This window comes from Silvanigrella aquatica (assembly GCF_001907975.1).
Classification (GTDB): domain Bacteria; phylum Bdellovibrionota_B; class Oligoflexia; order Silvanigrellales; family Silvanigrellaceae; genus Silvanigrella; species Silvanigrella aquatica.
Genome location: NZ_CP017834.1, coordinates 1,014,580 through 1,035,565 on the forward strand (window position 1 = coordinate 1,014,580; position 20,986 = coordinate 1,035,565).

17 protein-coding genes are annotated in these 20,986 nt (G+C 34.0%); 9 read left to right on the top strand and 8 right to left on the bottom strand.

What is annotated here, in order from left to right:
- Nucleotides 1-121: 121 nt before the first annotated feature.
- Genes AXG55_RS04280 through AXG55_RS04290 form a run of 3 tightly spaced genes read left to right on the top strand, consistent with a single transcriptional unit; the run spans nt 122 to nt 4,139 of the window.
- The gene (locus AXG55_RS04280) at nt 122-2,212 is read left to right on the top strand and encodes an Hsp70 family protein (protein WP_148696896.1); all 2,091 of its coding nucleotides are present in this window, start codon (nt 122-124) and stop codon (nt 2,210-2,212) included.
- 4 nt (nt 2,213-2,216) lie between these two features.
- The gene (locus AXG55_RS04285) at nt 2,217-3,644 is read left to right on the top strand and encodes a hypothetical protein (RefSeq protein WP_148696897.1); all 1,428 of its coding nucleotides are present in this window, start codon (nt 2,217-2,219) and stop codon (nt 3,642-3,644) included.
- A 6-nt stretch (nt 3,645-3,650) separates the two neighbouring features.
- Nucleotides 3,651-4,139, top strand: coding sequence for a hypothetical protein (locus AXG55_RS04290; RefSeq protein ID WP_148696898.1), 489 nt, complete (start codon nt 3,651-3,653; stop codon nt 4,137-4,139).
- A gap of 9 nt (nt 4,140-4,148) precedes the next feature.
- Here AXG55_RS04290 and AXG55_RS04295 read toward each other — a convergent pair whose 3' ends face one another.
- Both AXG55_RS04295 and AXG55_RS04300 read right to left on the bottom strand, forming a co-directional pair.
- On the bottom strand, nt 4,149-5,156 hold the full coding sequence (locus AXG55_RS04295; RefSeq protein ID WP_148696899.1) for a C1 family peptidase: 1,008 nt from the start codon (nt 5,154-5,156) through the stop codon (nt 4,149-4,151).
- A 53-nt stretch (nt 5,157-5,209) separates the two neighbouring features.
- On the bottom strand, nt 5,210-6,232 hold the full coding sequence (locus tag AXG55_RS04300; protein ID WP_148696900.1) for a C1 family peptidase: 1,023 nt from the start codon (nt 6,230-6,232) through the stop codon (nt 5,210-5,212).
- Nucleotides 6,233-7,038: 806 nt separating this feature from the next.
- Between AXG55_RS04300 and AXG55_RS04305 the strand changes: the two genes are divergently transcribed.
- Together AXG55_RS04305 and AXG55_RS04310 are read left to right on the top strand one after the other, a co-directional pair.
- Nucleotides 7,039-8,613, top strand: coding sequence for a tetratricopeptide repeat protein (locus tag AXG55_RS04305; RefSeq protein ID WP_148696901.1), 1,575 nt, complete (start codon nt 7,039-7,041; stop codon nt 8,611-8,613).
- Between the two features lie 79 nt (nt 8,614-8,692).
- Nucleotides 8,693-9,127 carry a hypothetical protein gene (locus AXG55_RS04310; RefSeq protein WP_148696902.1) on the top strand — a complete coding sequence of 145 codons (435 nt, stop codon included), beginning with the start codon at nt 8,693-8,695 and terminating at the stop codon, nt 9,125-9,127.
- Nucleotides 9,128-9,256: 129 nt separating this feature from the next.
- Here the strand turns inward: AXG55_RS04310 and tsf are convergent, their stop codons facing one another.
- Both tsf and rpsB read right to left on the bottom strand, forming a co-directional pair.
- Nucleotides 9,257-10,201: a translation elongation factor Ts gene (tsf, locus tag AXG55_RS04315; protein ID WP_148696903.1), complete on the bottom strand. Its 945-nt coding sequence runs from the start codon at nt 10,199-10,201 to the stop codon at nt 9,257-9,259.
- A gap of 70 nt (nt 10,202-10,271) precedes the next feature.
- Complete coding sequence (gene rpsB, locus AXG55_RS04320) at nt 10,272-11,063, bottom strand: 30S ribosomal protein S2 (RefSeq protein WP_148696904.1); 792 nt, start codon at nt 11,061-11,063, stop codon at nt 10,272-10,274.
- Nucleotides 11,064-11,383: 320 nt separating this feature from the next.
- Here rpsB and thrS point away from each other — a divergent pair, with 320 nt between their 5' ends.
- The 3 genes from thrS to AXG55_RS04335 all read left to right on the top strand — a co-directional run bounded on the left by thrS (nt 11,384) and on the right by AXG55_RS04335 (nt 15,016).
- The gene (thrS, locus tag AXG55_RS04325; protein WP_233231371.1) at nt 11,384-13,330 is read left to right on the top strand and encodes a threonine--tRNA ligase; all 1,947 of its coding nucleotides are present in this window, start codon (nt 11,384-11,386) and stop codon (nt 13,328-13,330) included.
- 42 nt (nt 13,331-13,372) lie between these two features.
- Nucleotides 13,373-13,870 (top strand): peptidylprolyl isomerase, encoded by a 498-nt coding sequence (locus AXG55_RS04330; protein WP_148696905.1) that lies wholly within the window; start codon nt 13,373-13,375, stop codon nt 13,868-13,870.
- A gap of 150 nt (nt 13,871-14,020) precedes the next feature.
- Nucleotides 14,021-15,016 (top strand): adenosine deaminase, encoded by a 996-nt coding sequence (locus AXG55_RS04335; protein WP_148696906.1) that lies wholly within the window; start codon nt 14,021-14,023, stop codon nt 15,014-15,016.
- Nucleotides 15,017-15,019: 3 nt separating this feature from the next.
- On the opposite strand, the gene AXG55_RS04340 is transcribed toward AXG55_RS04335, so the two are convergent.
- The 4 genes from AXG55_RS04340 to lipA all read right to left on the bottom strand — a co-directional run bounded on the left by AXG55_RS04340 (nt 15,020) and on the right by lipA (nt 19,667).
- The gene (locus tag AXG55_RS04340; protein WP_233231372.1) at nt 15,020-15,748 is read right to left on the bottom strand and encodes a substrate-binding periplasmic protein; all 729 of its coding nucleotides are present in this window, start codon (nt 15,746-15,748) and stop codon (nt 15,020-15,022) included.
- Between the two features lie 266 nt (nt 15,749-16,014).
- Complete coding sequence (locus tag AXG55_RS04345; RefSeq protein ID WP_148696908.1) at nt 16,015-16,329, bottom strand: hypothetical protein; 315 nt, start codon at nt 16,327-16,329, stop codon at nt 16,015-16,017.
- Nucleotides 16,330-16,490: 161 nt separating this feature from the next.
- On the bottom strand, nt 16,491-18,491 hold the full coding sequence (locus tag AXG55_RS04350) for an acyltransferase family protein (RefSeq protein ID WP_148696909.1): 2,001 nt from the start codon (nt 18,489-18,491) through the stop codon (nt 16,491-16,493).
- Between the two features lie 177 nt (nt 18,492-18,668).
- Nucleotides 18,669-19,667, bottom strand: coding sequence for a lipoyl synthase (lipA, locus tag AXG55_RS04355; protein ID WP_148696910.1), 999 nt, complete (start codon nt 19,665-19,667; stop codon nt 18,669-18,671).
- Nucleotides 19,668-19,772: 105 nt separating this feature from the next.
- Here lipA and AXG55_RS04360 point away from each other — a divergent pair, with 105 nt between their 5' ends.
- Nucleotides 19,773-20,870, top strand: coding sequence for a phosphate signaling complex PhoU family protein (locus AXG55_RS04360; protein WP_233231373.1), 1,098 nt, complete (start codon nt 19,773-19,775; stop codon nt 20,868-20,870).
- Nucleotides 20,871-20,986: the final 116 nt, after the last annotated feature.

The window sequence follows — 20,986 nt, forward strand, 5'->3', positions numbered from 1 at the left end:
TAATTGAATTACATCTAATCCGGCAAAGCCGGTTTGCATTCTGTAATATGCCATAGTAATCAGAGTCTATCAAATAGACATTCTTGCGGCTCATGAAGCTGCAAATCTTGGAGTCTGCCTTATGAATGTTCTTCAGTTTAAGAAAAAGAGTAAAGAATTATCATCAAGTATGGGGTATAATTCAGGAGAAATTCAATCTCTTCCAAAAGAGGTTTCTGCAATTGGAATCGATCTTGGAACAACAAATTCCGTGGTTTCTGTATTTTCATATGGAGCGTCGCATCCTGTTACTTTAAAATATGAGGATTCTTTATTAGTTCCATCAATGGTTTTTTATGATTCGGAAAAAAATATTGATCTCATTGGCACGCAAGCTAAAAAGAAATTAGATACTATGCCCTCTGAAGTCATAAAAAGCACGAAAACAAGTATGGGCAAAAATAATACCTCTTTTTCTTCAAATAATAAAAATTACACACCTGAAGAAGTGGCTTCATTAGTTTTAAACTATCTTGTGAAACACCCGGAACTTCAAAAAGAAAAAGAAAAATTTGGAGCAATTTGGTCTGTCATTACTGTGCCTGCGCATTTTGATGATGCCGCAAGACTTGCTACGATTGCGGCCGCAGAAAAAGTAGGAATACGCGTTTTACGAATTGTGAATGAACCTACCGCGGCGGCGTTAGCCTATAGCATGATGCCTGAAGATAGAAAAATAGAAAAAGAAACTCTTGCCGTATTTGATTTTGGTGGCGGGACTTTTGATGTCAGTATTGTTGATAGAGACGGTTATATTTTTAATGTCTTAAGCAGTGATGGTGATGTTAAGTTAGGTGGTGACGACATTGATGAAGCTGTTGCTAATTTACTACTTACAAAAGTACATCCGCAACTTGTAGCGCGACGCTCATCAAAAGATTCAGAGCTATATCGCAATCTTCTTGTTCATGCGGAAGCGGCTAAAAAAACACTTCAAATTGAAGGTATTGCTCAAATTTCTAATTCTGATTTAGATGGTAAAGGCTCTAGCATTCATTTAGAATTAATTAGAGAGCAATTTGAAAGCATTGTAGCACCTATTTTGCAACGTACTTTATTTTTAACTGAAAGTGCAATGCATGCTGCTAAAAGAAGTCCTAAATATATTTCACGCATATTACTTGTGGGGGGAAGCACTCGTTTAAGTCTCGTACGTAAAATGCTTTTTGATTATTTTAACTGTTTGGTTGATGCTCGTTTGGAGCCCGATCTGGCCGTCAGTTGGGGAGCCTCTTTGCAAGCCGCTATTATTTTAGGAATTCAGCCTGATACCATTTTAGTTGATGTTTGCAGCCATACACTAGGTATTGGTGTTGTTGAAAATACGGAATCAATTAATGAAAATTTTAAAATTGTAGCAAAAAAATTTGGCGTTCCTTATCCTATTTCCGAACAAGAATTGCATCGAAAATTAGGATCGCGTATAGAAGAATTTAATAAAGAATTGCAGAAATTGTTATATGTAGCACCTATTTTACATAGAAATAGTGCTTTACCTGCAAGACGTTCTGAGTTTTTTAATACAATATATCACAATCAACACGCTGTTCATGTTGTCGTTGTTCAAGGTGACGGCGATACCGTTGGTGAAAATCGATTGATTGGTTCTTTCTTATTTGCTTTGGAACAACCCTGTCCTAAAGGAACGCGCTGTGAAATTCAATTAACTTATGATGTGAATGGTATGGTTCAAGTTTTTGCGCGACAATTAGGAACCCAGAATGAAGCAAAGGCTCAATTTGATAGTAGAACGGGCGAAGTCAAAGGTTGGACTTCTTTATCAAAAGAAGAATCTTCGCATTTTTCAAAAGAAAATACTGAAAATGCTGTTGATGATATATACGACTCTAACAAATTTGAAATTCAGAACCATAATATTTATGAAGAAGAGAAAAAAGTTTTATCGTTTCCTTTCGGAAGAAAACAGAAGTCTCTTAATAAAGAATCAAAACAAGAAACTCAGAGTAGTGAAAACAGTATCATAAATGCTATCATATTAAGAGCAAAAAGATACTTATTAACAATAGACTCAAGCTCATTAGAGTATTTAAAAATTTCACAAATATTAAATCAATATGGTGAGTTACTTTATAAAGCGCAACAGGGTATTGAAAATGATTTAGAAATAGAACAAATTGAATCCAATTTGCTTGCTTTATTAGAAGGAAAATAGAGTAATGCAAAAAACAATTATAAATAAAATTATCAATGAAATTGAAGATAGTTTCTCTATATTTGAAGAATATTTGCTTGCACCTATTCAATTTCCTGAATTTAGAAGATTTTTATCATTATACCGTGGTATGCCAGAAATTGATGAAAAGAAAATCAATACCTATGATATTGAAAATAGCGCTAAACAAACGTCAGAAAATATTGTAAATCATTTTATAAATATTTTTTCAAAAAATGGTTTGGCAGATTTTGACGAAAATGAAATTGTAATCATTTTAAATGAAATTGAAAAAATAGTTAATTTATCCTTATATTACTGGTTCGGCTTAAATGATAGAAATTTTCAATTTAGAACACTTGTTCATTTTTATGAAATAGATGGAATGGGTTCTGTTTTTTTAACTAAAAATAAACATAATTTTGCGGTTTCGTTATGCGAAGATGGAATTCGGTTTGGCTCTATTGATGCGGGAGCTCATGAACCCAAGTGCATGCCTATTTCAAAAGTTTGTGGATTATCCGAATTTGATAATCATATTGATGAAAGAAAATTATTTGCGCGAATCAGGACGGTACAGCGTGAAATATGTCTGTTACTAGACGATTGGGAGCATTTAAATTCAATTTTAGCTGTGGAATATGGTAAAGTTTATTATGAATTGCAAAGTTCTCATAATAAAAAAACTGAAGAAGCTTTTGAAAAAGTGACTCTAAAAATGAATTCTCGCAGAGACTCTCTCGCACAATGGTGCTTAGAATCATTCTGTGATTTTCAGGAATGGATTACAAAATTATTAAACAATAAAAGCTTATCTGATGATATTCTATCAGAAATTGATGCTGCTTCTGGGGTGCTGCTTTCTGGTTTACAAAAAATATTTTTACCTGCATCGGTCAGCAGGCATCGTTATTGTGATGCAGTTTTACCTTTATTAGAGCGATTCGCAAAATCGCGCATTCAACTCAATTCTGAAGATCTTTCCTCTCATTTGCTATTGCAAACTGTTCGTAGTGCTATGGGTTATGAGTTTTCTAAAGATTTATTGAGTTTTTTAAAGCAAAAATCTTTTGAATGGAAATTTACATTTGATCCTTCTGCTTCTTTAAAATCATTTTCGTGGAGTTACTCTCAAGAACATCATTTGTTACTTTCCCTGGTTTTTTCAATTTGTTTCTTTAGAAAAATTTTACCGAATAACATGGATTCACATCATCTTTCTGATATCGCAACAACATTTCAAATGCCTGAAACATTCCCACCAGATTTTGAAAATCGCGTTGTTCATCAAAATAAATGCGATGTTTCCGAGGAAGAATTTCAAAATCTTTTTGCAATTTTAATTCAATATCTAGAAAGCAACGTTAAAGTATCAAAGAAAAATGAAGAGCTGAACCAATATATCCGTAGCAGTTTGTATTTAAAAAGGTAAATGATAATGACCACACTTTACGAAGAAAAGATAGAAGAAAATGTTATTGTCCCAAGAAGACGAGCTGCTAGTGAAATAAAATTGCTTCGCTTAGAATTAATTCCAAAGGGAAAAACACCTTGTGAAGAAATTGGCAGTGAATGGTCTTCAGCACAGCCTGCAGAAAATCTTTCGCCCTCAAAAGCGGCATCCTGCTTAGGTATTGAAATTTGGTCTCCCCAATCTGTCGTAAAAAAGAGATATAAGACATTACAGTTACGTTACCCTCCCGATCAATTTGTCGAAAAACATATTGAATGGCGGCCTTCAGCGGAACTTTTAGGAAATCCGCGCTTACGTTTAAATTGGTTTTGGCAAAGCGGTTTTGTTCCTTTAGCAGAAAGTTCTTTGGATTATAAAGAAGGTTCTATTTGGGATAAAGAAAATGCGGAGCCTGGGATTTGCAGCAGGCTCGCGCTTAAAAGAATAAAAGAATATTATTTAAACCTGGAATAAAAAGAAATATTATTTGATTTCAGTTTGGTCTCCGGTCATTGCTTTATAAAAAGTATAAGTCATATAATAATCTCCGTTATCAGCGACTTGATCAGACCAAGAGTTACGGATTTTTAAAAGTTGTTGATTGTCATCATAACCAATGACAATAACTTCATGTCCTGCGTTTTGATCACCACAGAAATTAGTATCGCTTTCTGGTTGTTGACAAGCCCACAAACCTCCTGAAGTGGGGGTTCCTCCCACATTCATATCAAATCCATTGACAGAAATAGGGTCGCCATTATCTGCAAGAGCAAAGCCGATAGCAAATCTATGGCCTTTCTTTAAACCCGCCTTAAGATCATTGAGAGAAGCCGTTTTATAATAAACGTAATTGATATCCTTCGAGAAGTGTTTTTCACTCACTTTTTTATAGTCGTTTGCAGAAACTTTTTGATTAGGAGTTGGATATTGAGAACCAAAGCAATTCCCTTTTTGAACAATTCCATGTTGCTTTAAGGGAGCTAAAACTTGGGTAGCATCATAAGCACCATTCCAATAGTTGTTACCTAAAGCGTTATTAAGTGCGAGGGAGCATTGCTGATCTATGTAATCACCGATTTTAAGTCTGGCATCGAGTGCTGCCGTACTTGAAAAAGTAACACAAGTTCCATATGAACCTTGATCAAGAACGGGGACATTTGCCATGCCTAAATCAACAGCCCCTGGCGATTGAGAAAAGGGAATAATTCCATTGCTATAGTCTATTTCGCCACCGTTTATTTCACTTTCATCTAGTGCTTGTCTATTTTTTTCAATCATTTTTGCAGTAGGATGTATTTTCATAAGTTGGATTGTTTTTACACCTGTCAATGACTCAAAGCTGCTTAAAGCTCTGGCATCATTTTGGATTTTTAATGGAATTGTTACCGTGTGCGAACCATCTAAAACAAAATGTTCTGAAGTTTCTGCATAAGCATTTATTGTTAATACTGCCAATGAAGAAAGAGCAATAGTTGAAATAAAATTCCGCATAAATTCTCCTGTTTAATTTTAATTAAATAAAAAAATCAAATTTATCATTTCATTTATTTTACTGTTGTATGATCAAGAGCCATTGCATTAAAGAAGGAATATGTCATATAATAGTCGCCATTTTGGCCGGCTTTTGTGCTCCATGAATTGCGTATTTTTAAGAGTTGTTGATTGTCATCATAACCAATAACAACGACTTCGTGACCGGCATTCTGTTCTTTACAGTAATTTGTTGTACTGCTTTTTTGCTGACAGGCCCAAAGTCCTCCTCGGTATGAAGTGTCATCGCCTTGAATTATGGCATTGAAACCGTTTACTGAAATGGGGTCATTTGTAGCTGTGAGTGCCGTTCCTATGGCTACCCGGTAACCATTTTTTAGAGCACTTTTTACAGTATTTAAATTTGCTTTTTTAACAAATTCATAAGAAAACTTATCGGAATAATTTTTGATACTTTTTGATTCATAAGTTTTAGTATCTACGGTCTGATTTGGATTAGCATATTTGACACCAAAGCATTTTCCTTTTGGAATGATTCCGTGTTCTTTCAATGGCGCAAGAATTTCTGTTGCATCATATGCTCCATTCCAATAATCATTTCCTAAATACTTATTCAATGCAAGACTGCATTGTTGATCTATATAATCGCCAATTTTAAGTTTGGCATCGAGAGCCGCCGTAGCTGCAAAGGTAACACATGTACCATGGCGGCCTTGATCGAGAACGGGAACATTTTCCATTCCGAGATCAACGGAATTCTTTGAATTTTTAAAAGGTTTAATTCCTTTGCTATAATCAATTTCTCCACCTGCAGCTATCATTTGTGCGACAGCATTTGCATTTTTTTGTAAAAATTCTTGGGTGGGAGTAATTTTCATGAGAGTTATTGTTTTTACTCCCATTAAACTTTCTAAATCATATGAGCTTGTTTCTGCAAAATCTGATTTAACTGGAATAGTGACAACATGCGAGCCTTCAATTCTAAAATAACTCGATGTTGAATTTTGTGCGAATGTGGTACATGAGATAACCCCCAATGCTGACAGTGTAACTTTTGCTAGCAACAAATTACGCATAGGAACCTCCAAAAAAATTATAATTAGTTAATAATTATTAAAAATAACTTTTTAATAATTTTCGTAAAGAAATATTATTTTTGTTAATAAAATTATTAACCGAATTTAAAATAAAACAATAAATAAACTTCGTAAAGCGGTCTTTTAAACTACAAATAAAAAATCGGTAAGATTACCAAAAAATTATAAATGACATTTTTGTAAAATAGCCAATTAATAAAAATTCTTATTGCTAGGCTATTTATTAGTCTGATTTTATTTTGAAATTATTAAATTTTTATAATTTTATATAGCATTAGTTATTGTATGTTTTAGCAACATTAAAATCAGAGTTAATAACTCTGTTAGCCAGTTTTTTTTGTATTATGTATGAATTTTAAAAAAATATAAATTGTTATTTATAAAATAATATTTGAATTTTTGTTGTTTTTATGAAATTTAATTTAATAATAATTAAAATATTTAAATTAAGAATTAATTAATTCTAATTATACTTATATTAAATAAGTATAATTATTTTTAAAAATACAAATAAAAAACTTAATTATGAAGCCTGAATTAATGTCATATTTATCTCTATATTTGTCAATCCTTTGACAGATATTAGCGGAATCTAGAAAGACCAAGGTGTTTAAGATGAAATATTTAAAATTTAACTATTTATAATAGCAATAAAATTTATATAAAATTTTTATTTCATCAAATAAAAAGACGTTCCTCATTATTTTATTCACAATTCCGATCCTAGTTTTGGAAGAGATTTTTTTTTCTTTTCATTATTTCATTTGTATAGAGGAGCCTTATTGATGTCTGGGACAAAGACAAACCATCTTAGGGTTGTCGTCATAGATGATCAATTGAATATGAGAAAAGCTCTCTATCGTATTTTTGATAGAACAGGCCACTATACTGTTGAAGACTTTGGAAATGCGAAAGAAGCCATTGCTTGGCTTAAAACACATGGTGTTGATCTCGTTATTACGGATATCTATATGCCTTTGGGTGACGGATTTGAAGTGCTTGCCTATATTCGTGGCAGAGCAATGCAAAATGACACTCCCGTTTTATTTATCTCAGGTGAAGCAACAAAAGAAGATATTGTACGTAGCGTTGATCTGGGAGTGAGTGATTATATTTTAAAACCTTTTGAGCCCCATGATATCGTACAAAAAGCCGAAAGTGTTATTGCAAAATACCGTAATCCTCCTGAAAATATTAAAAAACTAAGACATGCTGAAGAGTTATTTTTTAATGAGAAATTTGATGAGGCTAAAGCAGAATTTGAAGCCATTAATACCAGTGGAAAACCAACAGCACGTTCCTTAATAGGCCTTGCGCAAACAGAAGCTAAATTAGGTAACGTGGAAGCTGCTTTGAAGCATGTGGATGAAGCCATAGAAAATAATAGTATGTATTATCCCGCTTATTCAGCAGGAGCCGATATTCTTCTTGCAAATAAAAAAAGAGTGGAAGCAATTCCTTATCTAGCTAAGGAATTAACTATTAATGGAAAGCAAATTCATCGCAGAATGGCTTTGGCTGATATTTATTTAGAGAATTCTAAAACTCCTGGGTATTACGATAAAGCTATGGAGCAAATGAAGTTTGCCCTGCACGATGATCCAACGGATGAAACTCTTTTGTTACGTTATGCTGAGATCATGTGGTCTACAGGTAACAAGGAAAAAGGTATTCACTATTGTATGAAAGCAAGGAGACAAAATCCTGATAGTACGAAATCACTTATGCAGCTTGCCAATATGTATATTCAAGATGGGCATCCTATTAAAGCGGTGAATTTATTTTCTGATATTTTAAATAAAAATGCGAATCAATATGATGTTTATTTATGCCGTGCCAAAGTTTTTGAAAAAATGAATGAGAATGAAAAGGCTATTTCTGATCTCAATAAAATTCCCAAAACAGTCGTAGTTTTAAGGCTGGAAGTAATGAAAGCAAAAGGTCGTATTTATGCCAAAATGGGTAAACTTCCTGAAGCTATTGCCTCTTGTGAAGAGGTCGCAAATATGGAGCCGACCGCCGATAACTTAGCAAGAGTGGGTCTTTTATTTATTCGGATGAAAAACTACCGTAATGCTTTAGGTTGGTATGAGCAGTCCACAATAATGGAGCCGGATCATCCCAAATACGTATATAATTTAGGTTGTTGTTACGAAGCGTTACGCGATAAAAAAAAGGCAATTGAATGTTATGAGAGGTCTTTAAATTTAGATCCTAATGGAAAAGAAACTCAAATAGCCCTCGCACGCATGAAAGGAACTCCCCTTCCTGCAGCCGCAAAATCAGCTCCCAAAGTAGCCTCTCCCAAGGTGACCGCAAGTGCTTCTCCTTCAAAAACAGCCCCTCCCAAAGCCAGTTGATATTTATTTTTTTGATTTTCTAACTCATATCTAATACATTGTCTGTGATTACGCCTATAATGTTGAGAAAGGCAAAAAAATGAATCCACAAAAGCAGTCAGAACATACTAAATCTGAAAGAGAAAAAAATAAAAACAAACAATCAAGTGAAGATGAGCAGCAGAAATGGTTTGTCCGAGATGATTTTCAAGATCTTGCTAAGTTTGGTGGCGATATTTTAAAAAAAACCATGGCAACAGGAATCGATGTGATTAAAGAGGTCAAAGATAATTTCCCTAAAGAAGCCACTCAATTTATTGCAAAAGGGAAAGAAGAGTTATTAAAGGGGCTTAGCCAAGATATGGCTAAAAATATTGTTTCCTTTGGCATTGAAAAGTTTTTTTCTGTGGCGCGTCAGCATAGATTAGAATTTTCTATTCGTGTCCGATCAAATAATGAAAATAAAACTGAAGAAGAAATAAAAATAAAACAATCCAATAGCAAAGATTTACGTAAAAGAAAAAAGACGAGGTAATAATTAAGTAATTAAAAATGAAGTATGAAATTATTTTTTGAATATTTTTATTAGCATCTTATTAAAAAAAGGGGTGAGAATCACAAAATGATCCTCACCCCTTTTTATATAACTTAACAACTAAAAAAATTAATTTTTAGCAGCCGCTGCCACAGTTGCTGCTACTTCCGCAGCAAAGTCTTCTGCTTTTTTCTCAACGCCTTGGCCAAGCTCAAGACGAATGAAAGAAGTGACTTTCAAGTCATTGATTCCAAGTTTTTTACCAACTTCGGAAACATGAGCGGCAACGGATTTGCTGTCGTCTTTAACGAAAAGTTGATCGACAAGGCAAATTTCTTTGAACCATGTCTTGATGCTGCTCGGAACGATTTTAGCAAGAGCCGCTTCTGGTTTTCCTTGTTGAAGGAATTTATTGCGGATAATATCTTCTTCTGCCTTGATTGTCTCAGCAGGAATTTCTTGTTCATTTAAATATTGTGGTTTCATTGCGGCTGCTTGTAAAGCAACGTCTTTACCAAGTTCATTTAAAGCTTGGTTAGCGTTTTGGCTTTCAATGCCTGTGCCTGAGAGCTCAACAACAACGCCAATTTTTCCACCGCCGTGAACATAGGAAGTCACAAAGTTTTTACCACTGCCTACGCGTGCAAAACGACGAACTGTGATGTTTTCGCCAATTTGTGCAACAAGAGCTGTTGCCGCGTCTTTAACACTTCCTGTAGCGTCGTATTTTGCGTTTAGAAGAGTTTCTAAATCAGCTGGTTTAGCAGCACTAATTAAAGTTTGTAGGTTGCTGACAAAAGCTTGGAAACCATCATTTTTAGTAACGAAGTCAGTTTCGCAGTTCACTTCGAATACGAAACCTAAGTTGTTGTTGTCTACAACTGTAGAAACAATACCTTCACTTGCCGCGCGTGATGCTTTTTTAGCAGCACTTGCTAAGCCTTTTTCACGAAGGATAACAACCGCTTTATCCATGTCGCCTTCCGCAGCGTCCAGTGCCTTTTTGCAATCGGACATACCAGCAAGGGTCATTTCACGTAATTCTTTAACCATTTGAGCTGTTACTGTAGCCATTTCTTGTTCCTTTTTTAAATTAATTTAACGTTAAAAAGAAAGAAAGGCGCTCCTTTCGGAACACCTAATTTTAGTTAGCTTCGTCTTCGTCGCGAGACTTAAGGCGTTTTACCTTAACTTGGGAACGTCCGCTTTCAGAAGAAAAGGAAGAATCTTCCTTGTTAAATTCTGCTTTACGGCGCTGTTTGCCGGAAATAGCAGCATCAGCGATGAGACTCGCATAGAGCTTAATTGCTTTAAGACTGTCGTCATTACCAGGAATGATATAGTCAACTCCGTTTGGATCGCTGTTTGTATCAGTAACGGCAATAACAGGAATTCCTAAGCGGTTTGCTTCCGCAATGGCAGTAAATTCTTTTTTAGCGTCGATAACGAAAATAGCAGAAGGAAGTCCTGGCATGTTTTTGATACCACCAAGAGAACGCTCAAGCTTAATACGAAGGCGCTCTTTAAGAGCTACTTCGCGTTTTGTAATGCTTTCGTAGGTTCCGTCGCTTGCCATTTTTTCAATGCGTTTGAGCTTTGTAATACTGGAGCGTACTGTCTGCCAGTTTGTCATCATCCCGCCGAGCCAACGGTGGTGGATGTGGAACATTCCTGCTCTTTCAGCTTCTTCAACAATGATTTCTTGAGCTTGCTTTTTAGTCGCAACGAAAAGAATGTGTCCGCCTTCAGTAACAGTTTGTTCTACGAAGGAAAGCGCGTTTTTAAATAATTTTTGTGTTTTTTGTAGGTCAATGATGTGGATTCCATTGCGCTCACCGTAAATGAAGGGACGCATTTTTGGATTCCAGCGACGTACTTGGTGGCCAAAGTGTACACCAGAATCGAGGAGGTCGCGCATTTGAACTTCAATAGACATATTAAAAAGCTCCTACTTGGTTATATTGGTTTAACCCCTTGTAATACCTAGGTTTTATAACCCACCAAGCTATTGGTATTACAGAGAATGCTCTAAATCAGGCTCACAACTTAAACAATTTTTTGCTAATGAAGTCAAGATTAAATCAGAAATAAAGGCAGATTGCTGTGAGCAAATCAGAAAAAAGCAAGAAGCTCAACAGGAAAAGGTAATTTTATAAAATCATGATTTACCAACAATTAAATTTTGTATAGTCTTGGCCAGTTATTTTCGCACACCCACAAGGTAAGTGGGGAGCGGTTTATTTAAGGAGTTTCTTTGTGAGTTCAATTCAAATATTTCTTCCTGATGGATCTTCTCGTTCTTTGCCATCTCCTGCAACGGTATTAGATGTTGCAAAAAGTATCAGCTCAGGCCTTGCAAAAAGTGCTCTTGCTGGAAAAATAAATGGACAATTGGTTGATCTCGACTTTCCTTTAAAAGACGGTGTAAAAGTCGAAATATTAACCGATCGCACGCCAGAAGGTCTTGAAATTATAAGACACTCTACGGTTCACGTCATGGCCATGGCGATTCAGGAGCTTTTTCCTGGCACACAAATTACCATTGGCCCTGTGGTAGAAAATCAGTTTTATTATGATATTTATCCTAAAGAAGGAATAAAAATTGGCACAAATGATTTCCCCTTAATTGAGAAAAAAATGCAGGAAATTGTTGCGCAAAATATTCCTTTCGTAAAAAGAATTGTTTCAAGGGAAGAAGCTGTTGCCCATTTCAATAAAATTGGTGAAAAATTTAAAGTTGAAATAGTCAAAGATTTACCTGCAGACAGTGAAATTAAAATATATGCTATTGGACACTGGGATGATTTGTGTCGCGGTCCCCATGTTTCCTCTACAGGAAAACTCGGTATTTTTAAATTAATGAGCGTTGCTGGTGCTTATTGGCGTGCCAATAAAGATAATGAACAATTGGTTCGTATCTATGGGACTGCTTGGGCTAATAAAAAAGATCTTGATGGCTATTTAAATATGCTTGAAGAAGCCAAAAAACGCGATCATGTTTTATTAGGGCGGCAACTAAATTTATTTACATTAATGAGTGATATTGCTCCGGGTGCAGCATTCTTTTTTCCAAATGGATCAAAATTATTTACACTATTACAAAATTACATCCGTGTAAAATGGGCAAAATTTGGTTTTCAAGAAATTCAAAGTCCACAGGTTATGAATGTGAACTTATGGAAAGTAAGTGGTCACTACGAAAAATATCGTGATGATATGTATATTTTTAAAGATGATCATGACGATGAATTTGGAATTAAACCTATGAGTTGTCCCGGACATGTGCGCATGTTTATGGTAGGACAAAAATCATATCGTGATTTGCCGTTACGTTATGGCGAGTTTGGCGTTGTTCACCGCAATGAATTGAGCGGTACTTTACATGGTTTAACGCGTGTGCGTCGTATTACTCAAGACGATGGTCATATTTTTTGTATGTTGAATCAGGTGCAATCTGAAATTATTTCTGCACTGCAATTTGTAAAAGAAGCTTATGCCGATCTTGGTTTCAATGAAGTGGTATATATGCTTTCAACCCGCCCTGAAAACAGAATGGGCGCTGAAGAAGTTTGGGATATTGCGGAAAAAGCATTGGAAGACTCTTTAAAAGCTTCGGGCGTGAATTTTCAAATTAACCCTGGTGATGGTGCTTTTTATGGTCCCAAAATTGACTTTAAAGTGAAAGATGCCATTGGGCGTATGCACCAGTGTGCTACTATTCAGCTCGATTTCCAAATGCCAGCACGTTTTGGAATTGCCTACCAGGCGGCTAATAATACACAGGAAACCCCTGTAATGATCCACCGTGCCGTTTTAGGTTCTGTGGAGCGTTTTTTAGGAATTTTTATTGAACATTGTGCAGGGCATTTTCCTATTGGCTTAGCTCCCGTGCAATGTCGTGTTGTTACGGTAACAGAAGCACAAGAAGATTATGCTCGTAAAGTAACAAATTTCTTAAAAATGAACGGTGTCCGTGTAGAAGTTGACTTTAGCAACGATAAATTAGGTGCAAAAATTCGTGATGCTCAGTTGCTAAAAATACCTTATATGCTTGTCATTGGCGATAAAGAAGTACAAACCAATACGCTTACGGCGCGTTATCGCGATGGGAAAAATTTAGCACCTATGTCACCAGAAGATTTTCTCAATTTCGTTAAAGCGGAAAGTGGCGTTTTCTGGGGACTTGATACAAACCAAAAATAAATTTTATTGAAGTGCATTTTTTAAATAGGAAAGGATATTATTATGATTAATTTATTAATGAAAACAAGCCATGGAGATATTTCCATTGAATTAAATGATGAAAAATCACCAATGACTGTAGCAAATTTTGTAAATTATGTTACGTCACAACATTTTGATGGTTCTATTTTCCACCGCGTTATTCCTGGTTTTATGATCCAAGGTGGTGGATACGATTTGAGCATGAAAGAAAAAGCAACAAATAATCCTATTGAAAATGAAGCTAAAAATGGATTAAGCAATGATCGTGGTACTTTAGCTATGGCTCGTACTAACGATCCCCATTCTGCTACGGCGCAATTTTTTATTAACTTAACTAATAACGATTTTTTAAACAATCGTGGTGAGCAATGGGGCTATGCTGTTTTTGGTAAAGTGACAGCAGGTATGGAAGTTGTTGACGCTATTGCTAAAGTAAAAACAGGTAACAGCGGTTTTCACAGGGACGTTCCTGTGACTCCTGTTGTTATTGAATCTGTTAAAGTTGTAGAATTAAATTAATATTTATTCATACTTTATTTAATTATGTTTGAGAGCTTATCATAATAAGCTCTCTTTTTTTTTATTAGAATAGCTTTCCATAAAATTTTAAAAATGGTAAGTACTAAAAGATAAGCTAGTAAAAATTATCAAAGTCTGGAAGGCTTACAAATGGAAGAACTAATTAAAAAAATACCTAAGGCCGAGTTGCATTTGCACATCGAAGGTACTTTAGAGCCCGAACTTATGTTAAAAATTGCAAAAAGGAATAATATACAATTGCCGTTTTATAATATTAGTGAAGTTAAAAAATTATACGACTTTAATAATTTGCAATCATTTTTAGATATATATTATAAATCCACAAATGTATTGCAAAATAAACAAGACTTTTATGATTTAACTTATTCTTATTTACAGCGCGTTCAACTTGATGGTGTTAGACATGTTGAAATTTTTTTTGATCCCCAATCACACACAAGTAGAGGTATCGCATTTTCAGAGGTAATTGAAGGGATTTACGAAGCATTAGTGCAAGGTAAAAAAGATTTCAATATCAGCTTTTTTTTAATTATGTCTTTTTTAAGGCATTTATCTGAAGAAGATGCTTTGCATACTTTAGAGCAATCCTTACCGTATAAAAATTATATAAAAGCAGTCGGTTTAGATTCTTCTGAGCAAGGGAATCCTCCTTCTAAATTTAAAAATCTTTTTCAAAAATGCCAAGAACTTGGGTTTTTAAGTGTGGCGCACGCTGGTGAGGAGGGGCCTGCCGAATATATTTGGGAAGCCTTAAATTTATTGGGAGTAAAACGCATTGATCACGGTGTGCGCTGTGTGGAAGATAAAAATTTAATTTCTAAACTCATTGAAAGTAAAATTCCTTTAACTGTCTGCCCTTTATCAAATGTAAAATTAAAAGTTTATGAGAATATGAAATCTCATCATATAAAAGAACTTTTCGATATGGGAGTGCGAGTTACTATAAACTCAGATGATCCCGCTTATTTTGGGGGGTATATTTTAGAAAATTACAATCAATGTATGCATCATTTAGGGTTCACACTAGATGAAATGCGACAAATTGCAAAGTATTCTATTGAAGGGTCGTTTTTAAGTGACATTGAAAAATTGAATTTGATTTATGAAATTGATGCTTGTTTTTAATTTTTATTTTATATACTTATTTATAATATTATTATATTCTTTTTTATTAATAATTTGATTTAATGTTGTCTGGAAATTTTTAGATAATTGAACGTTTTTCTTTGAAAAAGCGACATATCTAGGCTCAAGACTGAGCGGTTTTTTTAAAAATATGATTTTATTTAAATTATTTGTTTTCTTTAAAATATAAAGTATAGAATTTTTATCACCAACCGAGATGTCTACTCTTTTTCCTATAGTTTTTAATGATAAATTTTGATTATCGTTAGAAATTTCTCTTTTAAAATTTTTATTGTTATCAAATTCAGTGGAGTATTTGTAACCTCTAACGGTTCCAATTACTAAGTTATTAAATTCGGATAAATTTTTCCAAGATTTAATTTTAGAGTCAGCTGATACAAAAAAAACAGTTTCACCTATCCTTATGGGTCCAGCTAAATTAAATTCTTTTTTTCTTTCAGGAGTTTCTACAAATTGCCAGGCGAAATCTAGTTTTTCATTTTGAAGTAAAAAAAGAACTCTTTGCCATGGGTAGGTTTCAATAGCAAAATTTACTCCCATTTTTTTAAATACCAAATTAATTATTTCTGAGTCAATTCCTATGAGATTATCATTATCATAAAAGTTATAAGGTGGATAATTTGATTCACATCCCCCTTTTATAGTTTCCGTTGGATAAATATTTAAAGTTAAATAAAAATGAAATAAAATCGCTATTAAAAATTTTTTCATTGACATCTTTTCCTTTTTTAAGGTTAAGATATTCTAATATTTAAATTCATTGAATGAAAATAAATAATATAAATATATTTCTATGTCAAATAACTAACTTCTGAAAAAAATATTTTTCTTAAATTAATGAAATAATTACAAGAAGATTACAAGAAGATTACAAAAATATATGATGATAGTAATTCTTTTTTTAAAGAAAAATAGTGACACTTATAAATTAAATAAAGTATGTCTTGAGTTTAAAAATGACATTGTCTCCTATTTTATTAACCCCCATTTCCCCCATGGCCGCCGTTGCCTCCTTTTTCATGCCAACTGCCGCCTCCATTTCCACCGTCCCCCCCGTCTCCCCCATTTTCTCCATTGCCTCCATTTCCCCCATTCTGGCCAGGAGATCCTTTTTTACCCTTTTTTCCATTCTTCAATTCAGGATTTTTAGAATTTGAAGATTCTGATTTTGTTGAAGCCGTAATTTTAGGTTCTGAATTCGTTATTATGTTTTTTTTATCTGAACTTTGAGTAGTTAAAGGAAAAAAAATCATATTCAATATTCCAATGGATTTAATAATTTTAAAATTCATAATTATACCTTTATGGCAGAATGCTACATATGAAATAAGATTTCATAAAAATACTATTAATGCCTATTTAATAAATAAAATTAATCTTGTAAAGAAGGGCATGGGAACCATAACTTTTTTCTGATAATACAGGCATATTTTTACGCTTCAGTGTTTTCATTCTATGAGGGAGGTGTCGTCATTAAAAATTTATTCAAATCAGCACCAATTAATCCTGCGGCATAATCTGAAATATGATCTCCATAACTATACATAAGACGTCCATTTTTATGTGAAGAACATATTCCATTTTTAAAATCACACATATATTTTAGGGTATCAAATATTTTGATTTTATCAGGATTCTTAAGATTAATATTATGTATTAAACTTAAGTATTTTTGGGATAAAGAAAGATGATTTTTAATGGATATTTCACAGTCTGGATTCGATTTATTTGTAATATAATTATTCATAATATGAAATTTTGTAATTCTTTTAATACAGTTTTTAGGATCTGCTAAAGTTGGGTTGTCTATTAATATAACAATATTTTTTCCAGAATGTAGCAAAATATCAATTGCTTTATTTAAGCCATCGTATGCTGTATCATAATTATTATTTGGAGAATTATCTACTGAATAAGCATCTAATTGAAATATAGCTCTTACTGCAATAACCAAAACTACATCTTTAATATTTTTATTTTCAGAAATTGCTCTTAATGCAATTTGTGAAGGAATTTGATACTTTTTATAAATTTCATTGTCGGTTAAAATAGGCACGGGCGCAGTAATTGATTTAGCGCTTCCTCCAATAAATAACCATCTTCCCTTCTCTAAAGAAGTTCGCACCAATCCACCATAAAGTGCAGCAGCTTTGCTATCGCCTAACAAAGCATATTTAGGAGTTTCTCTGGAGTCAGATAAACAATGAGCAAATACTTTTTTTTCTGTTTCATTTGATATGCCACATTGATTTATTGATTTTTTCTCATCATTACCTTCTTCTCCAGAGTCTTGTGAATATTTTACAATAGATCTAGATTGCAGGCCGTCTCTTATAAAAGTATTGAGTCCAATAATACCTATAAGAAGCATTAATGTTGATAATATAATAGGTTTTAAACGCTCTTTATTCCCAAATCGTATAGGAATTTCAATATATTTATAAGTAAGCCAAGACAGAAATATCGACATGAATACGGCGATGATTCGTAAAATTGGAGAGGGAGCACCGCTTTGCGCAATATAAAGAAACGACAATAAAGGCCAATGCCATAAATATAAAGGGTAACTGATAGTTCCAAACCACCTTAATATTTCATTAGAGAGCGCATATCGATTTATCCAAGCTTTATCTCCTGCAGAAATAAGAAATGCAGTTCCTATTGTTGGCAACAGTGCCCACCATCCGGGGAAATTTTTTTCATTAATGACAATGAAACCAATTATTATAAATGCAAATCCAATGAAGGATTGGATATTTTGAGTTTTATTTTTTAATTTTGCCCATGCAAGTAAAGCTCCTATTAAGAGCTCCCAAATACGTGTCAAGGGAGAATAAAACGTACCAACAGGGTCATTATTAATTTCAAAAATATTATATGAAAAAGAAAGTATAAAAATAATAATTATGATTAATAAAAAATGAATTTTTAATTTATGGGCAAGCCAAAGTAATAGTGGCCAAATTAAATAAAATTGTTCTTCAATTGCAAGTGACCATAAATGTAAAAGAGGTTTTGTATCAGAGCTATTATCAAAATAACCGCTCTCATTCCAAAGCAAAAAGTTTGAACTAAAACTTGTTCCACCTAAAATATGTTTGCCAAGTTGCTTATATTCATCACTGAATAATACTTGCCAACCAAAGACATAACAAAAGAATAAAACAATTAATAATGCGGGAAAAATCCTTTTTATTCGTCGCGAGTAGAAATCTAAAAAACTGAATTTATTTTTTTCTAATCCTTCAAAAAGAATAGTAGAAATTAAAAATCCTGAAATGACAAAAAAAATGTCAACACCGATGAAACCTCCCCTGATTAAACTGGGAAAGGCGTGAAATCCGACAACAGAAAGAACAGCAATTCCGCGTAAGCCTTCAATATCGAGTCGATATTTTGAATTGTTTTCTTGATGAAAGTTATTATTTAAATTAATTTTGAAATTCTCACTTATACTTTTTGCATCGTCAAGAGAAAGGCCCCACTTTTAATTATCTGCATTGATTTTTATTTAATGTCAAATAGAGTTATCTGCATTTTAGGTCTAATAAAATTAAAAAAGTTGACACTTAAATCTATTGAAAACGCGTGTTAATTCAGTCAAGTAATTTTCAAGTGGCGTGTGTTCGTTTTACTTCACCTCAGGAAATAATTCCGAAGCTTTATAAGAACTTCTCACTAAAGGACCCGATGCAACGGCTTTAAAGCCCATTTTTTTTGCCACATCTTTCCAAAACTCAAATTCATCGGGATGTACAAAGCGTTTTACGGTTAAATGTTTTGGAGTGGGTTGGAGATATTGCCCTATTGTTACGATATCAACGCCCGCGCTTCTTAAATCGTGGAGTGATTCTTCAACTTCGCTAAACTCCTCACCAAGTCCTAGCATAATAGCGCTTTTCGTAAGCATACTCTTGGGACCAAGTTGTAAAGCTTTTTTGAGAACAGTTAAACTTTGATCATATTTTGCACGTGCGTCACGCACGCGGGGGCTTAAGCGTCGCACGGTTTCTATATTGTGAGCAAAGACATCGAGGCCGCGCCCGGCATGAATGATTTTGTGAATGCTTTCTTCTTGTCCGCGAAAATCGCCAGCTAAAATTTCTACCCTAGTTTTTGGATTTTGTTTGTTAATTTCAATAATTGTTCTAGCAATATGGGCAGCGCCGCCATCGGGAAGATCATCGCGATCGACCATTGTGATGACGGCATAGCTCAAGTTCATAGTCTGAATGCTTTCCGCTACTTTAGAGGGCTCTTCGTGATCGAGTAGCCCTTCCGGATTTCCTGTTTTAATATGGCAAAAGCGGCAGCCTCTGGTACAGGTATCACCCATGATCATAAAGGTAGCCGTGCCTGTGTTCCAGCATCCTGAAATATTAGGGCATTTTGCTTCTTCACAAACGGTAAATAATTTTTTTTCTCTTAAATCTTTTTTAATGCTGTAAAGGACATCTCCACCTGTTAATCCTACTTTTAGCCACTGTGGTTTAAGGGGGCGACCTGTTTTGGGATGATACACAGGTTCAACGGCAAGAGAAGCAAGTCGTGCAAAAGACGCGTCACGATCTTCAATTACGGATTGAAATTTTTGCTTGATGATTTGATTCGCTGTATTCTCCACCTGCATATTTGCACTCCCTAATAGACTGAGGACTCATTCGGTCTTAGCACTGACAAAGTATCCCTAGCAGTGTGTGATAAATTATGCAAATTGCGTGAGGTAATGTGTACCATGTCCCGAATTTCTAGCTTAGAAGTGCAGTTAAGCAATGTAAAATCTTTATTAAGGACAATGTGTGATGCGGTCAACACGGGGTTGTTAACTCTCATTCAACATTTTGAACATCCCAATCAAGATCGTTTGATAAAAATCGTAGTACTTGATTCTGAAATTGATAATTTAGAAAGAGCAATTGACACCTTAATACTACAAATTTTAGCGACTCAGCAACCATTGGGGTATGAATTGCGACTTGCTTATGCTTGCGCAAAAATTGCCCATCATATTGAGCGCATTGGAGACGCTGTAGAAAGTTTAGCAAGGCAACTTGTGAATGGTGATATTCCAGAACAAAAAGAAATATTCCTTGAAATGCTAAATTATTCAAAAGATTTATTTGAACGTTCGTATGGAGCCATGTTTGAAGGTGATTTAACTTTAATTCAAGAGATTCATATATTAGATGACAAAGTCGATTTTAAACAAAGAGAGCTCAATCACATTGCAAAAAATATTTTAAAAAAAGGAACAAAAAGTAACATAGATAATGCTTTGCGCATTATTAGTATGAGTTCTAAATTGGAAAAAATTGCAGATTTATGTTGCAACTGGGCCGAACAAATTGATATTGCTGAAAATGGAATGGCGCGGAGAAAAATTCAAAAGCGAAAATATAGACTTGTTTTTTTAGATGATGTGGGAGGAATGCTTGCCAGTCTTGCCGCTTCTATTCTTTATCAAAATGTGAAAGATATTGTCGATCTTTCAGTTGTTGCAACTCAGCCAATTAAATCAAATAACATATTAAATTTTACGAACTTCCTATCTGAGTATGAAATTACCCCGCAAATTTTTCCTATTGCACGAATCACGTCCATGAATTGGAATAAAGCGCTTATGTTAATTATACTAGGAAATTTTGAGCTACCAAAAGAAGAACTTGAAGTTGTGCCTTATAAAACAGTGCAAATCAGATGGCCAGAAATTAATTTTGATCCCGATGAAATTGAAAATAATCCTACAAAATTTAAGGAGTTTGTTAACGTTCTTACTGTCAGGACAAATCATCTTGCGCAAATAATTGCACGAACTCAAGAACAAAGTGAATAACTAAAATTCTGACATGCGGAATTTTTTTCAAAAAAAAATCTCTAATAATTACACTACAAAACAATTTGACACGTCAAAATTTCACTTTCTGACAAATTTCAGACTGCTATAAGTAA